Origin of the sequence: Bifidobacterium moraviense (genome assembly GCF_012932365.1) — a bacterium.
Lineage (GTDB): Bacteria > Actinomycetota > Actinomycetes > Actinomycetales > Bifidobacteriaceae > Bifidobacterium > Bifidobacterium moraviense.
In genome coordinates, this window is the sequence record NZ_JAAIIH010000006.1 from 12,052 (window position 1) to 28,470 (window position 16,419).

General features: G+C 68.0%; 10 protein-coding genes. 6 read left to right on the forward strand and 4 right to left on the reverse strand.

Annotated elements, in window-relative coordinates:
* Positions 1 to 3 precede the first annotated feature (3 nt).
* Positions 4 to 1,197 carry a beta/alpha barrel domain-containing protein gene (locus G1C96_RS05285; protein WP_169275613.1) on the forward strand — a complete coding sequence of 398 codons (1,194 nt, stop codon included), beginning with the start codon at positions 4 to 6 and terminating at the stop codon, positions 1,195 to 1,197.
* A 190-nt stretch (positions 1,198 to 1,387) separates the two neighbouring features.
* Positions 1,388 to 2,710 (forward strand): UDP-N-acetylglucosamine 1-carboxyvinyltransferase, encoded by a 1,323-nt coding sequence (murA, locus tag G1C96_RS05290; protein WP_169275614.1) that lies wholly within the window; start codon positions 1,388 to 1,390, stop codon positions 2,708 to 2,710.
* 914 nt (positions 2,711 to 3,624) lie between these two features.
* Here the strand turns inward: murA and rplS are convergent.
* Entirely contained in the window at positions 3,625 to 3,993 is a 369-nt protein-coding gene (gene rplS, locus G1C96_RS05295; protein WP_169275615.1) for a 50S ribosomal protein L19, read from the reverse strand.
* A 1,264-nt stretch (positions 3,994 to 5,257) separates the two neighbouring features.
* On the opposite strand from rplS, the gene G1C96_RS05300 reads away from it, so the two are divergent.
* From G1C96_RS05300 to araA, 4 genes are all read left to right on the forward strand, one after another.
* Complete coding sequence (locus tag G1C96_RS05300) at positions 5,258 to 6,634, forward strand: sugar porter family MFS transporter (RefSeq protein ID WP_169275616.1); 1,377 nt, start codon at positions 5,258 to 5,260, stop codon at positions 6,632 to 6,634.
* A 436-nt stretch (positions 6,635 to 7,070) separates the two neighbouring features.
* A complete protein-coding gene (locus G1C96_RS05305) occupies positions 7,071 to 8,702 on the forward strand; it encodes a xylulokinase (protein ID WP_169275617.1) in 1,632 nt (543 codons plus the stop codon).
* Positions 8,703 to 8,777: 75 nt separating this feature from the next.
* Positions 8,778 to 9,470, forward strand: a complete 693-nt coding sequence (locus G1C96_RS05310; protein ID WP_169275618.1) for an L-ribulose-5-phosphate 4-epimerase — start codon at positions 8,778 to 8,780, stop codon at positions 9,468 to 9,470.
* Between the two features lie 167 nt (positions 9,471 to 9,637).
* Positions 9,638 to 11,155, forward strand: a complete 1,518-nt coding sequence (araA, locus tag G1C96_RS05315) for an L-arabinose isomerase (protein WP_169275619.1) — start codon at positions 9,638 to 9,640, stop codon at positions 11,153 to 11,155.
* Positions 11,156 to 11,502: 347 nt separating this feature from the next.
* Here araA and G1C96_RS05320 read toward each other — a convergent pair whose 3' ends face one another.
* The 3 genes from G1C96_RS05320 to G1C96_RS05330 all read right to left on the reverse strand — a co-directional run bounded on the left by G1C96_RS05320 (position 11,503) and on the right by G1C96_RS05330 (position 16,395).
* Entirely contained in the window at positions 11,503 to 13,326 is a 1,824-nt protein-coding gene (locus G1C96_RS05320) for an AMP-dependent synthetase/ligase (RefSeq protein ID WP_169275620.1), read from the reverse strand.
* Positions 13,327 to 13,625: 299 nt separating this feature from the next.
* Positions 13,626 to 15,386 (reverse strand): ABC transporter ATP-binding protein, encoded by a 1,761-nt coding sequence (locus tag G1C96_RS05325; protein ID WP_169275621.1) that lies wholly within the window; start codon positions 15,384 to 15,386, stop codon positions 13,626 to 13,628.
* Between the two features lie 271 nt (positions 15,387 to 15,657).
* Positions 15,658 to 16,395, reverse strand: a complete 738-nt coding sequence (locus G1C96_RS05330; protein ID WP_169275622.1) for an energy-coupling factor transporter transmembrane component T — start codon at positions 16,393 to 16,395, stop codon at positions 15,658 to 15,660.
* Positions 16,396 to 16,419: the final 24 nt, after the last annotated feature.

A 16,419-nucleotide genomic window follows, 5' to 3' on the forward strand; every position in this document is an offset into this window, starting at 1 on the left:
GGCATGAGTGATTTCGAGCCGTTCTACGATGTCAACCGCACCTATGACGAGAACTACGCGGCCGGCCCGTTCGGCCTGTTCGCCGACGCGCTTGAGGATGCGTCGGACGACGTCGAACCCGCCGCGTCCGGCACCGCATCGCCCGCCGCAGACGCCGCGCACACCGCGTCCGCCGCGACCGTCGCGTCCGCCGTACCCGCCGCGAACGAGTCGCACGAATCCTTCCTCGGCTTCCGCGTGAACCTGCCGTTCGGCGTCCCCGCCGGACCGCTCCTCAACTCCCGCTTCACCACCGCCGCGTTCCGCATGGGCTTCGACATGGCCGTCTACAAGACCGTGCGCTCGCGCGCGTGGGGCTGCAACCCGTTCCCGAACGTGCTGGCCGTGCACCCCAAGGACCCCAGCGGCGAGCTGACGCCCGGCAGCGCCGAGCTCGACGAGGGCGTGCTCGCGGACACCAACTACGAGCTGCCCATCTCCATCTCCAACTCGTTCGGCGTGCCCAGCCGCAGCCCGGACGTGTGGCAGCCGGACATGGCGGAGGCCATCCGCGCGGCCGGCCCCGGCCAGCTGCTCGTGCCCAGCTTCCAGGGCTCGCGCACGGAGGGCATGACGCGCGAGGAGTACGTGGCCGACCACGCCTTCACCGCCAAGCTGGTGTGCGAGACCGGCGCGCGGCTCATGGAGATGAACACCAGCTGCCCCAACGAGGGCCACAACCGCCTGCTGTGCCACGACGCGCACCTCGTGGGCGAGATCACCGAGGCGGTGAAGAACGAGATCGGCGACCGTCCGCTCATCGTCAAGCTCGCCTACCTGCCGGACGACCTGGACCTCGAGCGCATGGTGCGCGAGACCGTGGCGCGCGGCACCGTGCAGGGCTTCTCCACCATCAACACCATCAGTGCCCGACTCGTGGACGCGCAGGGCCGTCAGGCGCTGCCCGGCAAGGGACGCGACCGCTCCGGCGTGTGCGGCAACGCGATCCGCTCCGCCGGCCTCGACATGGTGCGCCGACTCGCCGCCGTGCGCGAGCGCATGGGCCTCGACTTCGCGATCGTCGGCGTGGGCGGCGTCATCACGCCCGCCGACTATCTGGCGTATCGCGAGGCCGGCGCGAACGCGGTCATGTCCGCCACCGGCGCGATGTGGGACGCGAATCTGGCGCACGAGATCAAGGCCGCGGTCGCGCGCTGAGCGACGCACGTCCCGCGGGTCGCGCGCCCGCGGTTTCGCGCCGGGCTGAGCTGTTAGGCTCCGGGCGCATTTCACCGTGTCCCCACACGCGCTGTGGCAGACTAAGGGATAGTTCAACGGCGCGGGCGCGGTCCGCGCGGCGAGTGGCGGAACGTATTCGCGGGAGCATCGAAAGCATTCGGGAGGAAACGTGGCAAAGGACAACGACATCCTGCACGTGAACGGCGGCAAGCCGCTCAACGGCACCATCAAGGTACGAGGCGCCAAGAACTTCGTGAGCAAGGCCATGGTCGCCGCGCTGCTCGCCCCCGGCGTCTCCGTGCTCAGGAACGTGCCCGAGATCCGCGACGTGCACGTGGTCTCCGACCTGCTGCGCCTGCACGGCGTGGACGTGACCGTGGACGGCGAGAAGGGCGTGGTCACCATCGACGCCACGCACGTGCGTCTGGCCGACGTGGCCGACGTGGACACCCTCTCCGGCTCCTCGCGCATCCCGATCCTGTTCTCCGGCCCGCTCGTGCACCGCCTCGGCGAGGCGTTCATCCCCGCGCTCGGCGGCTGCGCGATCGGCGGCCGACCCATCGACTTCCACCTCGAGACCCTGCGCAAGCTCGGTGCCACGGTGGACAAGGAGCACAAGGACGGCATCCACATCACCGCGCCGAACGGCCTCAAGGGCGCGAAGATCCACCTGCCGTACCCGTCCGTCGGCGCCACCGAGCAGACGCTGCTCGCCGCCGTGCTGGCCGAAGGCAAGACCGAGCTGTCCGGCGCGGCCATCGAGCCGGAGATCATGGACCTCGTGGCCGTGCTGCAGAAGATGGGCGCGATCATCTCCGTGGACGTGGACCGCACGTTCCGCATCGAGGGCGTCAAGGAGCTCAAGGGCTACACGCACACGTCGCTCACCGACCGCATCGAGGCCGCTTCGTGGGCGTCGGCCGCGCTCGCCACGCACGGCGACATCTTCGTCAAGGGCGCCACGCAGCCGGAGATGATGACGTTCCTCAACGTGTTCCGCAAGGTGGGCGGCGAATTCGACGTGACGGACAAGGGCATCCGCTTCTGGCATCCGGGCGGGGACCTCAAGCCCGTGGCCATCGAGACCGACGTACACCCCGGCTTCATGACCGACTGGCAGCAGCCGCTCGTGGTGGCCCTCACGCAGGCGAACGGCCTGTCGATCGTGCACGAGACGGTGTACGAGAACCGCTTCGGCTTCACCAAGCCGCTCGTGCAGATGGGCGCCACCATCCAGCTGTACCGCGAGTGCCTCGGCTCGCTGCCGTGCCGCTTCCAGCAGCGCAACTACAAGCATTCGGCCGTGATCTTCGGACCCACGCCGCTCACTGGCCGCGACATCGACGTGCCGGATCTGCGCGGCGGCTTCTCGCACCTCATCGCGGCGCTGGCGGCGTCCGGCCCGTCCAACGTGCAGGGCATTTCGCTCATCGACCGCGGCTACGCCGACTTCCGCGGCAAGCTGCACCAGCTCGGCGCGGATATCGACTGACGGATATCGGCCGGGCGGACAACGGCTGACGGACAACAGCTGGCGGACAACAGCTGACGCCGGGATTGCTGGTTGTGTCGGCCGGCCTGCGGGTGGCGGCCCGTCTTCTCGCGCATGCATCCCCGTTCGCGGCGCCTTATGACCTGCGGCGGGGATTTTCGTTGCCGCCGGCGCGAGGGGAAGACGCGGGGACGGCGTTCCGCGGCGCCGGGTCTCGCCGGGGCAACTGAACCGCGAGCCGGGGTGTGACGCGCGCCGGGTCTCGGCCGGCGCCGGCACGGCGGACCGGTCTTGGTGTTGGCCCGGCGCCGGCGCAGCGGGTCATCGGGCACGGCGGGAGGCGTCGGAACCCGCGAGCCGGTCCCCGATCGCGCGCGCCGGCTCGGAGAGGGGTATCTGCGGAGTCAGGGGTAGATTCCGCCGTCTGCACGAAGGTATCTGCAGAGTCAGGGTGCCCGAAAGGCCATACCGCGGGTATGGCATGAGACGAATCGTTGCAATGACGCCAATCACCGGTGCCGGTCAGACACGGATGCGCGGTCTAGGCACCCTGACTCTGCAGATACCTGTCTGCACATCCGGGAATCTACCCCTGACTCTGCAGATACCCCTCGTTTCCGGCCGCCGGGACCCGCAGGCGACGCGCCGGCAGCCGGTCGCCGGTGCCGGTGCCTGGCAGACCGATGCCGGTGACCGGTGACCGGTGACCAGGCCGGCAGCCGGTAACCGGAGGACGGAAGAAGAGCCCCGCGCAATGTCGTCGAACCGCGGCACGACGTCCGCGAGCGATTAGCCGGCGGCTCGCAGAAGGCGCGAACAGCAACGAAAGTGCATGAAAAAGGGCCGCACCCTTGCGGATGCAGCCCCTGAAGCTATTCGGCCCGATGGCCGACGCGCCGATGCCGAGCGAAGACTCAGGCAGCGGTCTTGTTGTTGCGGCGCTCGACGATGCGAGCGGCCTTGCCGCGCAGAGCGCGCAGGTAGTACAGCTTGGCGCGACGCACGCGGCCGGAGCGCACGAGCTTGATGGAGTCGATCACCGGGGAGTGCAGCGGGAAACGACGCTCGACGCCCACGCCGAAGCTGATCTTGCGCACCACGAAGGTCTCGCGCAGACCGGCACCCTGACGGGCGATCACCACGCCGGTGAAGGTCTGGATACGGGAGTTGTTGCCTTCCTTGATCTTGACGTTGACGTCGACGGTGTCGCCGGGACGGAACGCCGGGATCTCCTCGGCGGGCTTGAGGTGCTTGGCCTCGAAGGCTTCGATGTAGTTAGCCATGATTGTCCTCCGCACTGCCGCATGTCAGCGCTGGTACGGGACCTTGCGGTCCGTGCGGTGTTCCCCTCGGTCTGCCGACGGGAAGCCTCGCCAATCCGCCGGGAGTCGGATCCGGCAACGCGCAGCCGATGCATGCGCGCGGATCGCCCGGCTGGACCTGATGAACGACGGGATCATGCGGCTGCCCGTCGTCCGGCACAGCAAAGCACGATATTACCGCGCCCCCTGCCCAATGGCGATGGGCATGGCCGCGTCGCATGGTCCGCGTGACGGTGAAGGGGAGGGTTGCGTCACGTGGGTCGCGCGGGCGTTTCGGACGCGGTGCTGGGATTGGCGGAATTCCGGGGTTTTGAGGGTGTGCGGTCCGCATGACGCACGGTCCGCGTGACGCACGGCGCGGTCCGCGTGACGGTGGTGGCGCGCGGGGGCGTGGCGTGCGGGGACGTGCTGTGCTGCGGGAAGGGTGTTGCGCGTCACGGGGAGCGCGGCATGTGTCACGGGGAGCGTCCGCTCCGCGTGACGGGGTAGATGGGAACGTTGGGATTCCGGGGTTTTGGGGTGGTGCGTCACCGGGAGCGGACGCTCCGCGTGACGATGGGGGCGCTCCACGTGACGCGGAGCGCGGCTCGTGGGCGATGGTGTGGGCGATGGCGTGCGGCGACGGCGAACGGCGACGCGCGTGCAACACACGAGCGCGTAAAGCGCATGCAGCGCATGCGCGACGGCGTGAAAGCGGCATGGAGGTGGCGTGGAAGTGGCGTGTGCGAGACGGCATGCGGCGACGCGCATGCGGCGCGTGCGCAATGGCGTGGGCGACGGCACGCGGCGACGCGTGTGCAACGTGTGCCGACGGCGTGAAAGTGGTGCGGAAGCGGCGTGCGGCGACGCGTGCGCGACGGTGCGGAAGCGGCGTGTGCGATGGCGTGACGCCGTGATCGAAACTGATCGTTTGGTGTGCGGCCGTCGCGGCGCAATCGCTTTCATCCGGCGTCGCGCGCCCTGCGGATTCGTCTGGCAATCATCCAGTGTATGATTGCTCACACCGCCTCGCGACACGCCGTATAAGACAATGTTTGCAACGGTTATAACCCTTTTTGACACCACCGACTGTGAGCGATAACATCGTCTCGGTTATCGACGATGATCGCTTTTGGGTGGTCATGATCGATTGGCTGGACCCAGTCGCCCGCCCGGGTGAGGAAACAAGGCAGTATCCCTGCGAGCGAAGGGGTCCAAAAGGGTGAAACAAATCAAGGGAAGAACAATGTCTCAGACTGCAACGAGCGCCGGCGAGAAGCAGGGCTCCATGAAGTATGTGGTCATTCTGGCGGTGAGCGCCGGTCTGGCCGGTCTGCTGTACGGCTACGACACCGTCAGCATCTCGGGTGCCATCACGTACCTGTCCGCGCTGTGGACGCTGAGCCCGGCGCTCGAGGGCCTCATCATCTCCTCCATCATGATCGGCGGCGTGATCGGCGTGGGCGTCTCCGGCTTCATCTCCGACCGCATCGGCCGCCGCCCGGTGCTGCTGATCGGCGCCGCGGCCTTCTTCGTGGCCGCCCTCTGGTCCGCCATGGTCAACGACCCGACCTCCATGATCATCGCCCGCATCCTCGGCGGCGTCGGCATCGGCCTCGCCTCCTCGCTGGCCATCACGTACATCACCGAGTGCGCCCCGGCCAAGTACCGCGGCACGCTGTCCTCGATGTACCAGCTGCTCACCATCCTGGGCATCTTCCTGACCAACCTCATCAACTTCTGGATCGCCGGCATGGGCGGCATCGAGTCCGACTTCGCCGACAAGGCCTGGCGCTGGATGCTGGGCATCGGCGCGCTGCCGGCGCTGATCCTCTTCATCGCCCTCGCGCTGTCCCCGGAGTCCCCGCGCTTCCTGCTGCAGAACGGCAACAAGGAGAAGGGCTTCGCGGTGCTCGAGCGCATCGGCGGCACCGCCTCCGCCAAGAAGGAGGCCGCCGAGATCGAGGCCTCCATCGAGGAGAACGCCAAGGGCAAGCTCTCCGACCTGTTCCACGCCCCGCTGGCGCACGCCATGCTCGTGGGCATCTTCCTGGCCATCTTCAACCAGGCCGTGGGCCAGAACGCCATCTCCTACTACGCGCCGACCATCTTCAAGCCGATCTTCCAGGGCGACACCGCGTCCTTCCTGTGCTCCACGCTGATCGGCCTCGTCGAGCTCGTGTTCACCGTGGTGGGCATGTACCTCATCGACCGCCTCGGCCGCAAGCCGCTGATGCTCGCCGGCTCCCTCGGCATGTGCGTCTTCTACTTCCTCATGGGCCTGTCCATGCTGCTCGGCTGGAGCGGCTACGCCACGCTGCTCTTCGCCTGCCTCGTGATCGCGTCCTTCGCGTTCTCCATGGGCCCGGTCACGTGGGTCATGATCTCCGAGCTGTTCCCGACCTACCTGCGCGGCCGCGCCGCCGGTCTGTGCACCGTGTTCCTGTGGGGCGCGAACTTCCTGGTGGCCCAGTTCACCCCGATGATGTTCTCCTCCTGGGGCGGCGGCACGTTCATCTTCTGGGCCGCGATGGATCTCATCGCGTTCCTCGGCGTGAAGTTCCTGGTCCCGGAGACCAAGGGCCGCACGCTGGAGGAGATCCAGAGCTTCTGGTCCAAGTGATCCGGCTCCGCGCCTCGGCTTCGGCATGGTGATGCCGCGGCGTTCCGGCGCGCGTGACGCGGTGCGATTCGTCCGCCGTTTCATGACGCGCCGGTGCGTTGCGGCGCACGATGCGCTATTGTTGGGCATGACGATGTGAGCGCTCACAACAGAGCCTCGCGCAGACGCTCAATTAATGGAGATTGATACCGATGGATGCACGGCGAACGGTTGGAACCCCGGCCTTCGCCGACGCATCCGCACCGGGTGCCCGGTGGCTTGTGAACGTACACAACGCGAACGCGCGCAGCGCCTCGCGACCGTCCGTGCACGACCCACTGGTCCGCTCGTGGCCCGGCAGGCACCGCGCCTAGCGGCGACCGGCCGGCACATACGAAGCAACACGACCACACAGACGATTACGCCACACACCAAGATTCGCGACAAGGAGTTGCACATGGCTGCCAGCAGCGAGGTTTCGCCTCAGGAGTTCGCCGAGAAGATCCGCGGCGGACGCACGTCCCTCGGCATCGAGTTCGGTTCCACCCGCATCAAGGCGGTGCTCATCGACGATCAGTACCGCACCATCGCGTCCGGCGACTACCAGTGGGCCAGCCACCTCGTGGACGGCCTGTGGAGCTACGACCTCGCCGAGGTGTGGCACGGCCTGCAGGTGGCGTACGCCGCCATGGCCAACGATGTCTACAACGCGTACGGCGAGCGTCTGACCCGCATCGGGCACATCGGCTTCTCCGCCATGATGCACGGCTACCTCGCGTTCGACAAGGACGGCGAGCAGCTCGTCCCGTTCCGCACCTGGCAGAACACCAACACGCACGAGGCGCACCTCAAGCTCTCCGACCTGTTCCAGTACAACATCCCCGAGCGCTGGTCCGTGGCGCATCTCTACCAGGCCGTGCTCAACAAGGAGGAGCACGTCTCCAAGGTCGACTTCATCACCACGCTCGCCGGCTACGTCCACTGGAAGCTCACCGGCAAGAAGGTGCTCGGCGTGGGCGACGCCTCCGGCATGTTCCCGATCGACCCCACCACCAAGACCTACGAGGCCGAGTTCCTGCGCAAGTTCGACGCGCTGCCCGAGATCGCCTCCCAGCCGTGGAAGATCGAGGACCTCCTGCCCACCCCGCTCGTGGCGGGCACCCCGGCCGGCGAGCTCACCGAGGAAGGCGCCAAGCTCCTCGACGTGGACGGCTACCTCAAGCCCGGCATCGTGCTGGCCCCGCCGGAAGGCGACGCCGGCACCGGCATGGTGGCCACCAACTCCGTGCGCGTGCGCACCGGCAACGTCTCCGCCGGCACCTCCATCTTCGCGATGGTCGTTCTGGAGAAGAAGCTCGCCCGCCTGCACCCGGAAGTGGACCTCGTCACCACCCCGGCCGGCGATCTGGCCGGCATGAGCCACGCCAACAACTTCACCTCCGACCTCAACGCTTGGGTGGGCCTGTTCGGCGACTTCGCCAAGGCCATCGACCAGCCCGTGAGCACCGGCGCCCTCTACGGCACCCTGTTCCGCGCGGCCATCAGCGACCAGGCGGACGCCAACTGCGGCGGCCTCATCAACTACCCGTTCCGCTCCGGCGAATTCCTCGCCGGCCTCGAGGAGGGCCGTCCGCTCTTCGCCCGCAGCCCCGAAGCCCACATGAACCTCGCGAACTTCATGCGCGCCCAGCTGTTCAGCGCCTTCTCCCCGGTCAAGATCGGCATGGACGTCATGACCAAGGACGAGGAGGTCAAGATCGACTCCCTCGTGGGCCACGGCGGCATCTTCACCACGCCGAAGGTCGCGCAGAAGATCCTCGCCGCCGCGTTCGACACCCCGATCAAGGTGATGTCCACCGCGGCCGAGGGCGGCGCCTGGGGCATGGCCGTGCTCGCCGACTACCTGTGGCACACCCCGTGGCCGCTGGCCGACTACCTCGACCAGCGCGTCTTCAAGGACGCCGAGTCCACCACCGAGCAGCCCGACCCGAAGGACGTGGAAGGCTTCGAGAACTTCTTCGCCCGCTTCCAGGCCGGCCTCGCCATCGAGAAGAGCGCAATCCGCAACATCGATCTGGAAAGCAAGTGAGCCTCCGGATCCCGGAACCTTTTTACGAACAACAACCCAACAATCGAACAACCACCGTCAGAAAGGTAGCCCATCATGGCAACGTTGGCTGATTACGGTCCCGAAGTCAGGGCCGAGGTCAAGCAGGTGCGCGAGGTCGTCGCCACCCTGCACGAGCAGCTCATCAAGTGGAATCTGGTCGTCTGGACCGCCGGCAACGTCTCCCAGCGCCTGCGCACCGCCGACCTCTTCGTCATCAAGCCCTCCGGCGTGCGCTACGAGTACCTCACCCCCGGCTCCATGGTCGTGTGCGATCTCGACGGCAACGTCGTCGACGGCACCGAGGCCCCGTCCTCCGACACCGCCTCCCACGCCTACATCTACCGCAACATGCCCGACGTCTACGGCGTCGTCCACACCCACTCCACCTACGCCACCGCGTGGGCGGCCACCGGCCAGAACATCCCCTGCGGCCTGACCATGATGGGCGACGAGTTCGGCGGCCCGGTGCCGGTCGGCCCGTTCCGCCTCATCGGCTCCGAAGCCATCGGCAAGGGCGTCGTCGAGACCCTCAAGAAGTACCCGAAGTCCCCGGCCGTCCTCATGCAGAACCACGGCCCCTTCACCATCGGCAAGGACGCGGAAGCCGCCGTCAAGGCCGCCGCCATGACCGAGGAAGTCGCACACACCATGTGGGCCGCCAAGCAGCTCGGCGACATCATCGAGATCCCGCAGGCGGACATCGACAAGCTCAACGACCGCTACCAGAACGTCTACGGTCAGCACTGAGCGGAGACGCGGAGCGCCTTGCGACGCGCAGTTTCCCTAGGCTCCCCTCACTGAGGGGAGCTGTCAGCGAAGCTGACTGAGGGGAGCCCCAAACCGGCCCTCCCGCCAGCCCCGCACCCAAAGATTTATAACTTAACACCACCACAATGAAGTCAAAGGAGCCAATCATGGCAATGGAAAACCCCTTCGAGGGCAAGGAAATCTGGTTCGGCGTCGGTTCGCAGGACCTCTACGGTGAGGAAGCCCTGCGTCAGGTTGCCGCCCACTCTGCTGAGATGGTCGACTACCTCAACAAGACCGGCGTGATCCCGGCCAAGATCGTCCTCAAGCCCACGCTGAAGTCCTCCGACGGCGTCAAGCAGTTCATGGTCGAAGCCTCCGCCAACCCGAACGTCATCGGCGTCATCGCCTGGTGCCACACCTTCTCCCCGGCGAAGATGTGGATCCGCGGTCTCGAAGTGCTGACCAAGCCGCTGCTGCAGCTGGCCACCCAGCACCACAAGGAGATCCCGTGGGAGACCATCGACATGGACTTCATGAACCTGAACCAGGCCGCCCACGGCGACCGCGAGTTCGGCTACATCGTGTCCCGTCTCGGCATCCAGCGCAAGATCGTCGTCGGCCACTACACCGACCCTGAGGTTGCCGCCAAGATCGGCACCTGGGCTCGCGCCTGCGCCGGCTGGGATGCGTCCAACAACATGAAGGTCATGCGTTGGGGCGACAACATGCGTAACGTCGCCGTCACCGAGGGCGACAAGACCGAGGCCGAGCGCGTGTTCGGCGCCTCCATCAACACCTGGGCCGTGAACGAGCTCGTCGCCGCCTACGACAAGGTGAAGGACGATCAGGTCAAGGCTCTCATCGAGGACTACAAGGCCAAGTACGACGTTGATCCGGCTCTGCTGGACGCCAAGTACGATTCCCTGTTCATCGCCGCCAAGGAAGAGGCCGCGATGGTCAACATGATGCGCGAGAACGGCTGCACCGCCGGCATCGACAACTTCGAGGATCTGGGCGCTCTGCCGCAGCTGCCGGGCGTCGGCCCGCAGCGCTTCCCCGCTGAGTACGGCTGGGGCTTCTCGGCCGAGGGCGATTGGAAGACCTCCGTGCTGGTGCGCATCGGCGCCGTGATGGGCTACGGCCTTGAGGGCGGCGCTTCCCTGATGGAGGACTACTCCTACAACTTCACCGAGGGCAACGAGCTTGACATGGGCTCCCACATGCTCGAGGTCTCCCCGGCCATCGGCACCATCGCGAAGCCGAAGCTGGAGATCCACCCGCTGGGCATCGGTGGCAAGGCCGACCCGGTGCGTCTGGTCTTCTCCGGCAAGCCGAAGAAGGACGCCGTCGTGGTCTCCATGGCCGACGAGCGCGAGCGCTTCCGTCTGCTCATGGATGTCGTGGACGTCGTCGAGCCGCAGGGCTCCCTCAAGGAGCTGCCGTGCGCCCGCGCCGTGTGGAAGCCGCAGCCGTCCCTGAAGACCGCCGTGCAGTGCTGGATCACCGCCGGTGGTTCGCACCACACCTGCATGACCACCTCCGTGGGCCGCGAGGCTTGGGAGGACTTCGCTCGCATGGCTGGCGTGGAGCTCGCCGTGATCGACGACAAGACCGACGCTCGTCAGTTCGAGAAGGAACTGCAGCTGTCCGAGATGTACCACCGTCTCAACAACCAGCACTGAGCCGGTATCGGCACCGGTGCGCTAGCGGGCTGACGCGGTGCGCCGGATGCTGCCGGCCCGTCGCGTAACGCGACGCATGCATGGGCAGGGCCCGATTCCATTGCGGAGTCGGGCCCCTGCCGCGTTTTCGGACGTGCTTCGGACGTGCTTCGGACGTGTCCGCCGTCCGGATGCACATCCGACGATGGTCCCGGGTGTGGTTTCGGACGATATTCGCCGTTCCGTCGTCCGTCCGGATGCACATCCGATGACGGTTCCGGGTGTGGTTTCGGACGATATTCGTCGTCTCGTCGTCCGGATGCACATCCGACGATGGTCCTGGGTGTGGTTCCGGACGGCGTGCCGACTCAGCGCTTGCCGGCGTACAGATCGCGGTCGATCACGTCCGCGAACACGCGGTTCACGGCCGGACGCACCACCTTGAGCGACGGCGTGAGGCACTTGTTGTCCTGCGTGAGCTGCACGGGCAGCACCACGAACTTGCGCACGGACTCGGCGCGCGAGACCGTCGCGTTGGCGCGGTCCACGTACGTCTGGATCTCCGCGCGCACCTCGTCGTTCGCGGCCGCCTCCTCGAGCGGCATGTCCGCCGGCAGCTTGCGCGTCGGCAACCACGCGGCCAGCCCCTCCGGGTCGAGCGTCACCAGCGCGCCGATGAACGGGCGCTGGTCGCCCACCACCACCGCGTGCTCCACGATCGGGCACTTGGCGATCTCCTCCTCCAGCGGGATCGGCGACACGTTCTTGCCGCCCGCCGTGATGATGATGTCCTTGATGCGCCCGGTGATCGTGATGCGCCCGTCGTCGTCGATCGTCGCGAGATCGCCGGTCCTGAGCCACCCGTCGGACGTGAACGCCTCGGCCGTCTTGGCGGGCAGGTTGTGGTAGCCGCGGAACACGTTCGGCCCCTTGACCTGCAGCTCGCCGCCCTCGCCGATGCGCACCGAGGAGCCGGGCGCGGGCTGGCCCACCGTGCCGATCACGTTGTCCGTGACGCGCGTGGCGGCGAACGGCGCCGCGGTCTCCGTCATGCCGTAGCCCTGGATCATCGGCAGCCCGATGCCGTTGAAGAAGTGCGCCAGATCGAGCGAGAGCGGCGCGCCGCCGCACGCCACGTAGCGGATCCTCGGGCCCAGAGCCCCGCGCACCGTGCGATACACGGTCGTCTCGAACATCGCGCGCTCCGCCACCTGCTTCGCCGTGGGACGCTCGCCCGCCTGTTCGGTGCGCGACCACGCGATCGCCGCGGCCGCGGCCTTGGCGAACAGGCGTCCCTTCCAGCCCGAGCCGGCCTTGCGCGACGCCGCGTTGTACACCTTCTCGAACACGCGCGGCACGCCCAGCAGGTACGTCGGCTGGAACGAGCGCAGGTCCGGCAGCAGCGAGCGCGTGTCCGGCAGATAGCCCACCACGCCGTCGTCCGAGGCGATGGACGCGTACTGGATGAAGCGCGCGAAGCAGTGCGCGAGCGGCAGGAACAGCAGCAGGCGCGGATGGTCGTCGGTGATCATCTCGTGCAGCGCCAGACTCGCGGCCTTGACGATCGAGACGAAGTTGCGGTGCGTCAGCTCGGCGCCCTTGGGCGCGCCCGTGGAGCCGGACGTGTACACGATCGTGGCGAGGTCGTCCGCGCGGCCGGCGGCGATGCGGCGGTTGAGCTCGATGTCCGTGACCGACGCGCCCAGCCCCTGCAGCGCGCCCATCGCGTTGTTGTCGAGCATGAGGATGCGGCGCAGCGCGGGGCACTGATCCATCACCGTGTACAGGCGGTGGAAGCGCTCCTCGTCGTCCGCGATGGCCAGCTTCACGTTCGAGTCGTTGAGGATGCGCTGCGCCTGCGCGGCGGAGTCGGTGTCGTAGATCGGCACGCTCACGGCGCCGATCGCCGCCAGCGCGAAGTCGAGCACGCCCCATTCCCAGCGCGTGGAGGAGAAGATCGTCACCGCGTCGCCGCGCTCGATGCCGAACGCCATGAAGCCCTTCGCGGCCTCGCGCACCAGATGATGGAACTCGCCGGTGGTGATGTTCGCCCAGCTGCCGGGACCGGTCTTGCGGCTGGCGATCACCGTGTCCGCGCCGGTGCGTTCCAGACGGTCGGCGAGCAGGCTGAAGATCGTCTCGTCGTCGGCCACGGTGATCGACTCGCCGGGCGTGGTGTATTCCTGAAGCATTGCGTGACTCCTGTCCGTGTGGTCCGTGTGTCCGCGGCGAGGCGCGGCCGGGATCGGGCTCGGGCGTTCGGATGCGTGACCGGGCTCGGGTGCGGCGACGGCGGCGGGGTGCGGGCGTCGCGCGGCACATGGTTCCAATGTGATCACTCTAGGCCCGATCGTCCGATTCGGGGTTGCCGAATCCTACAAAAAGCGGGGCGGACGGTTGGACGGGTGCGGCGCGGGGCGCGCGACGGGTGCGGGGTACGCGGCGGATGTGGGGTGCACGACGGTGCGGGGTACACGACGAGTGCGGCGCGTCACGCTGCGTCTGCCGCGACGGACGCGGTGCGGGCGGTGAGCGCGCGCACCAGACGCCGGGCGTTCGCGGCGTCGAGGACGTCGTGCGGATCGCGTCGGTCGTGAGCAGGGTCCGCGGCGTTCGCGACGCGCAGCGGGTAGGCGTCGACCGCACGCCCGTGGTCGATGGTGAGCACGTCGTCGGCCACGCACAGCGCGAACTCCGGGTCGTGCGTCACCACCACGACCGTGCGCCCGCTCGCCGCGAGCCCGCGCAGCAGCCCGGCCACCTGACGCATGTGGCGCATGTCGAGGCCGCTGGTCGGCTCGTCGAAGATGATGATGCCGCGCGCGGACGCCAGCGCCGCGGCGATCGCCACGCGCTGCTTCTGCCCGCCGGAGAGGGACAGCGGATGCCGGTCGGCCACGTCGGCCAGGTCGAGGCGCGCGAGGATGCCGCGGGCGGCCTGCTCGCGCGCGGATTCTGCGGATGCGGCGGATTCTGCGGGTGCGGCGTCGGCGTCCTGCTGCCCATCGCGGTCGCCGCGCTCCGGCATGGCCAGCAGCACCTCGTCGAGCACCGACTCGGTGAACAGCTCGCAGTTCACGTCCTGCAGCACGGTGAAGCAGGCCTTCAGACGCGCCTTGCGGTTGAGCGCGCGGGAATCGGGAGGCGGCGTCACCAGATCGCCCTTGCAGCGCCGGTCCAGCCCCTGCAGGCAGCGCACGAACGTCGACTTGCCGGCGCCGTTGAAGCCGGTGACCGCGGTGACGCGGCCCGCGGGCAGCGTGGCGCGGTCGACGCTCAGCGTCGGCGCCTTGGCGCGTCGGTACGTGTAGGAGAAGCGGTCGACGACGTAGTCGCCGCGGGAGGGCGTCGGCGTATCGGTCGCGGCGTTCGTGCGCGTCGCGACCGCCGCAATCGTTCCATCGGGCACGCCCGGCGCGTTCGGCGTCTCCGCCGCGTCGGTCATGTCCGGGGTCTGCGCCGCATCCGCCGAACGCATCATCGCCGCCGCCTGCGCCGCGATCTGCTCGGCGCGCACCGGACGCAGCCCCAGCCCGAGCCGCTCGTCGTCGGACAGCGCGCGCAGCTCGTCGCCGCTCATCTCGCGCTCGAGCCGGCCGTCGCGCAGATACAGCGCGCGGTCCACGAGCCCGTCCAGCCAGTACAGGCGATGCTCCGCGATCACCACGGTCTTGCCCTGCCGCTTCCACAGCGCCACGATGCCGCGCAGATCCTCGATGGCGCGCGCGTCCAGATTGCTGCTCGGCTCGTCCAGCACCAGCACGTCCGGGCCGGCCGTGGAGACCGAGGCACACGCCACCTTCTGCTTCTGCCCGCCGGACAGCGCCGTGATGGGCCGGCCCAGCAGGTCCTCCATGTGGAAGTCGCGCGCCACGGCGCCGATGCGCTCGCGGATCTCAGCCGGCGGCATGCGGAAGTTCTCGCAGGCGAACGCCAGCTCGCCGGTCACGTCGAGCGTGAAGAACTGGCTCTTGGGGTTCTGGAACACCGAGCCCACGTGCTGCGCGATGCCCGCGAGCCCTCCCGAGGCGTTCGCGGTGTCGAGGCCCGCCACGGTGACGCGGCCGGTGAGCGTGCCGTCGAAGTAGTGCGGCGCAAGGCCGTTGATGAGACGGGTCACGGTGGTCTTGCCGCAGCCGGAGTCGCCGCACAGCAGCACGGTCTGGCCGGCATGGATGCGGAAGTCGAGGTCCGTGACGCCGGCGTGCATGCCGCCCGCGTACTCGAAGGAGACGTGATCGAAGCGAATCATGCGGTCAGACCTTTCCGAAGCGGGACATCGGGTCGATGATGGCACGCGACGGACGCGAACGCCGCAAGAAACCAGAGTTCATCGGCAGAAAGTATCCTCTCTTGCGCGCGAGGGGCGCACTCAGAAGAAGGGACCCTTCTTCTGAGTGTCCATGCCGGATAGCAGCCCGCGGACGCGCGGAACGATCCTTGCAATATGGCCGTTGTTCCCCGCCGCCGGAGCGTGTCTTCCCGCCGAGGACACTCAGAAGTCGGGTCCCTTCTTCTGAGTGTCATGCCAGCACCCCGAATCCCACGCACGCCAGTGCGCCGAAGCATGCCGCGCAGCCCGCGATCAGCAGCGCGTCGGCCCAGCCGAACCCGATGCGCGCGATGCTCGTGCGCGTGGGCGAGGCGCCGAGTCCGCGCGTCAACGCCGCTTGGCTCAGCTCGTCCGCGATCTTCACCGAGTTCGTCACCATCGGCACCACGCGGTACTCGAACATCTCCGACGCCTTGCCGCCGCCCACGTGCACGCCGCGCATGCGCATCGCGTCGTTGATCTGCCGCGCTTCGGCCGTCACGGTCGGGAAGAAGCGGAACATCACCGCGAGCGGGATCGTTACCGCCTGCGGCACGTGCGCCCGCTGCAGCGCGGCGATCAGCTCGTCCGCCGTGGTGGTGAACAGCAGCCAGTACGCGGCCACCGCGCTGGGCAGCGTCTGCGTGGTCATGCCGATGCCCGCGTAGATGAACCAGCCCAGGAACCCGCCCACGTGCGGCAGCGCCCACTCGGCCAGCGCATACGACGCCGCGAGCATCAGCGCGAAGCACGCCGCCGCTCGCACGCGGCCGCACACGCCGAGCAGCAGGAACGAGACGGCCGTGAGCGCCCAGCGGATCGCGCCGGCCGTGGCCGAGTTGCCGCCGAGCAGCGTCAGGCAGAACGCGCCCACGGTGAGCGTGAAGAGGATCTTGGTGCGCGGATCGAACCTGAGGATGCCGCGGTAGGAGGAGGTGGCGAAGTTCATGCGATCATGCGGTGCGATTGTGTG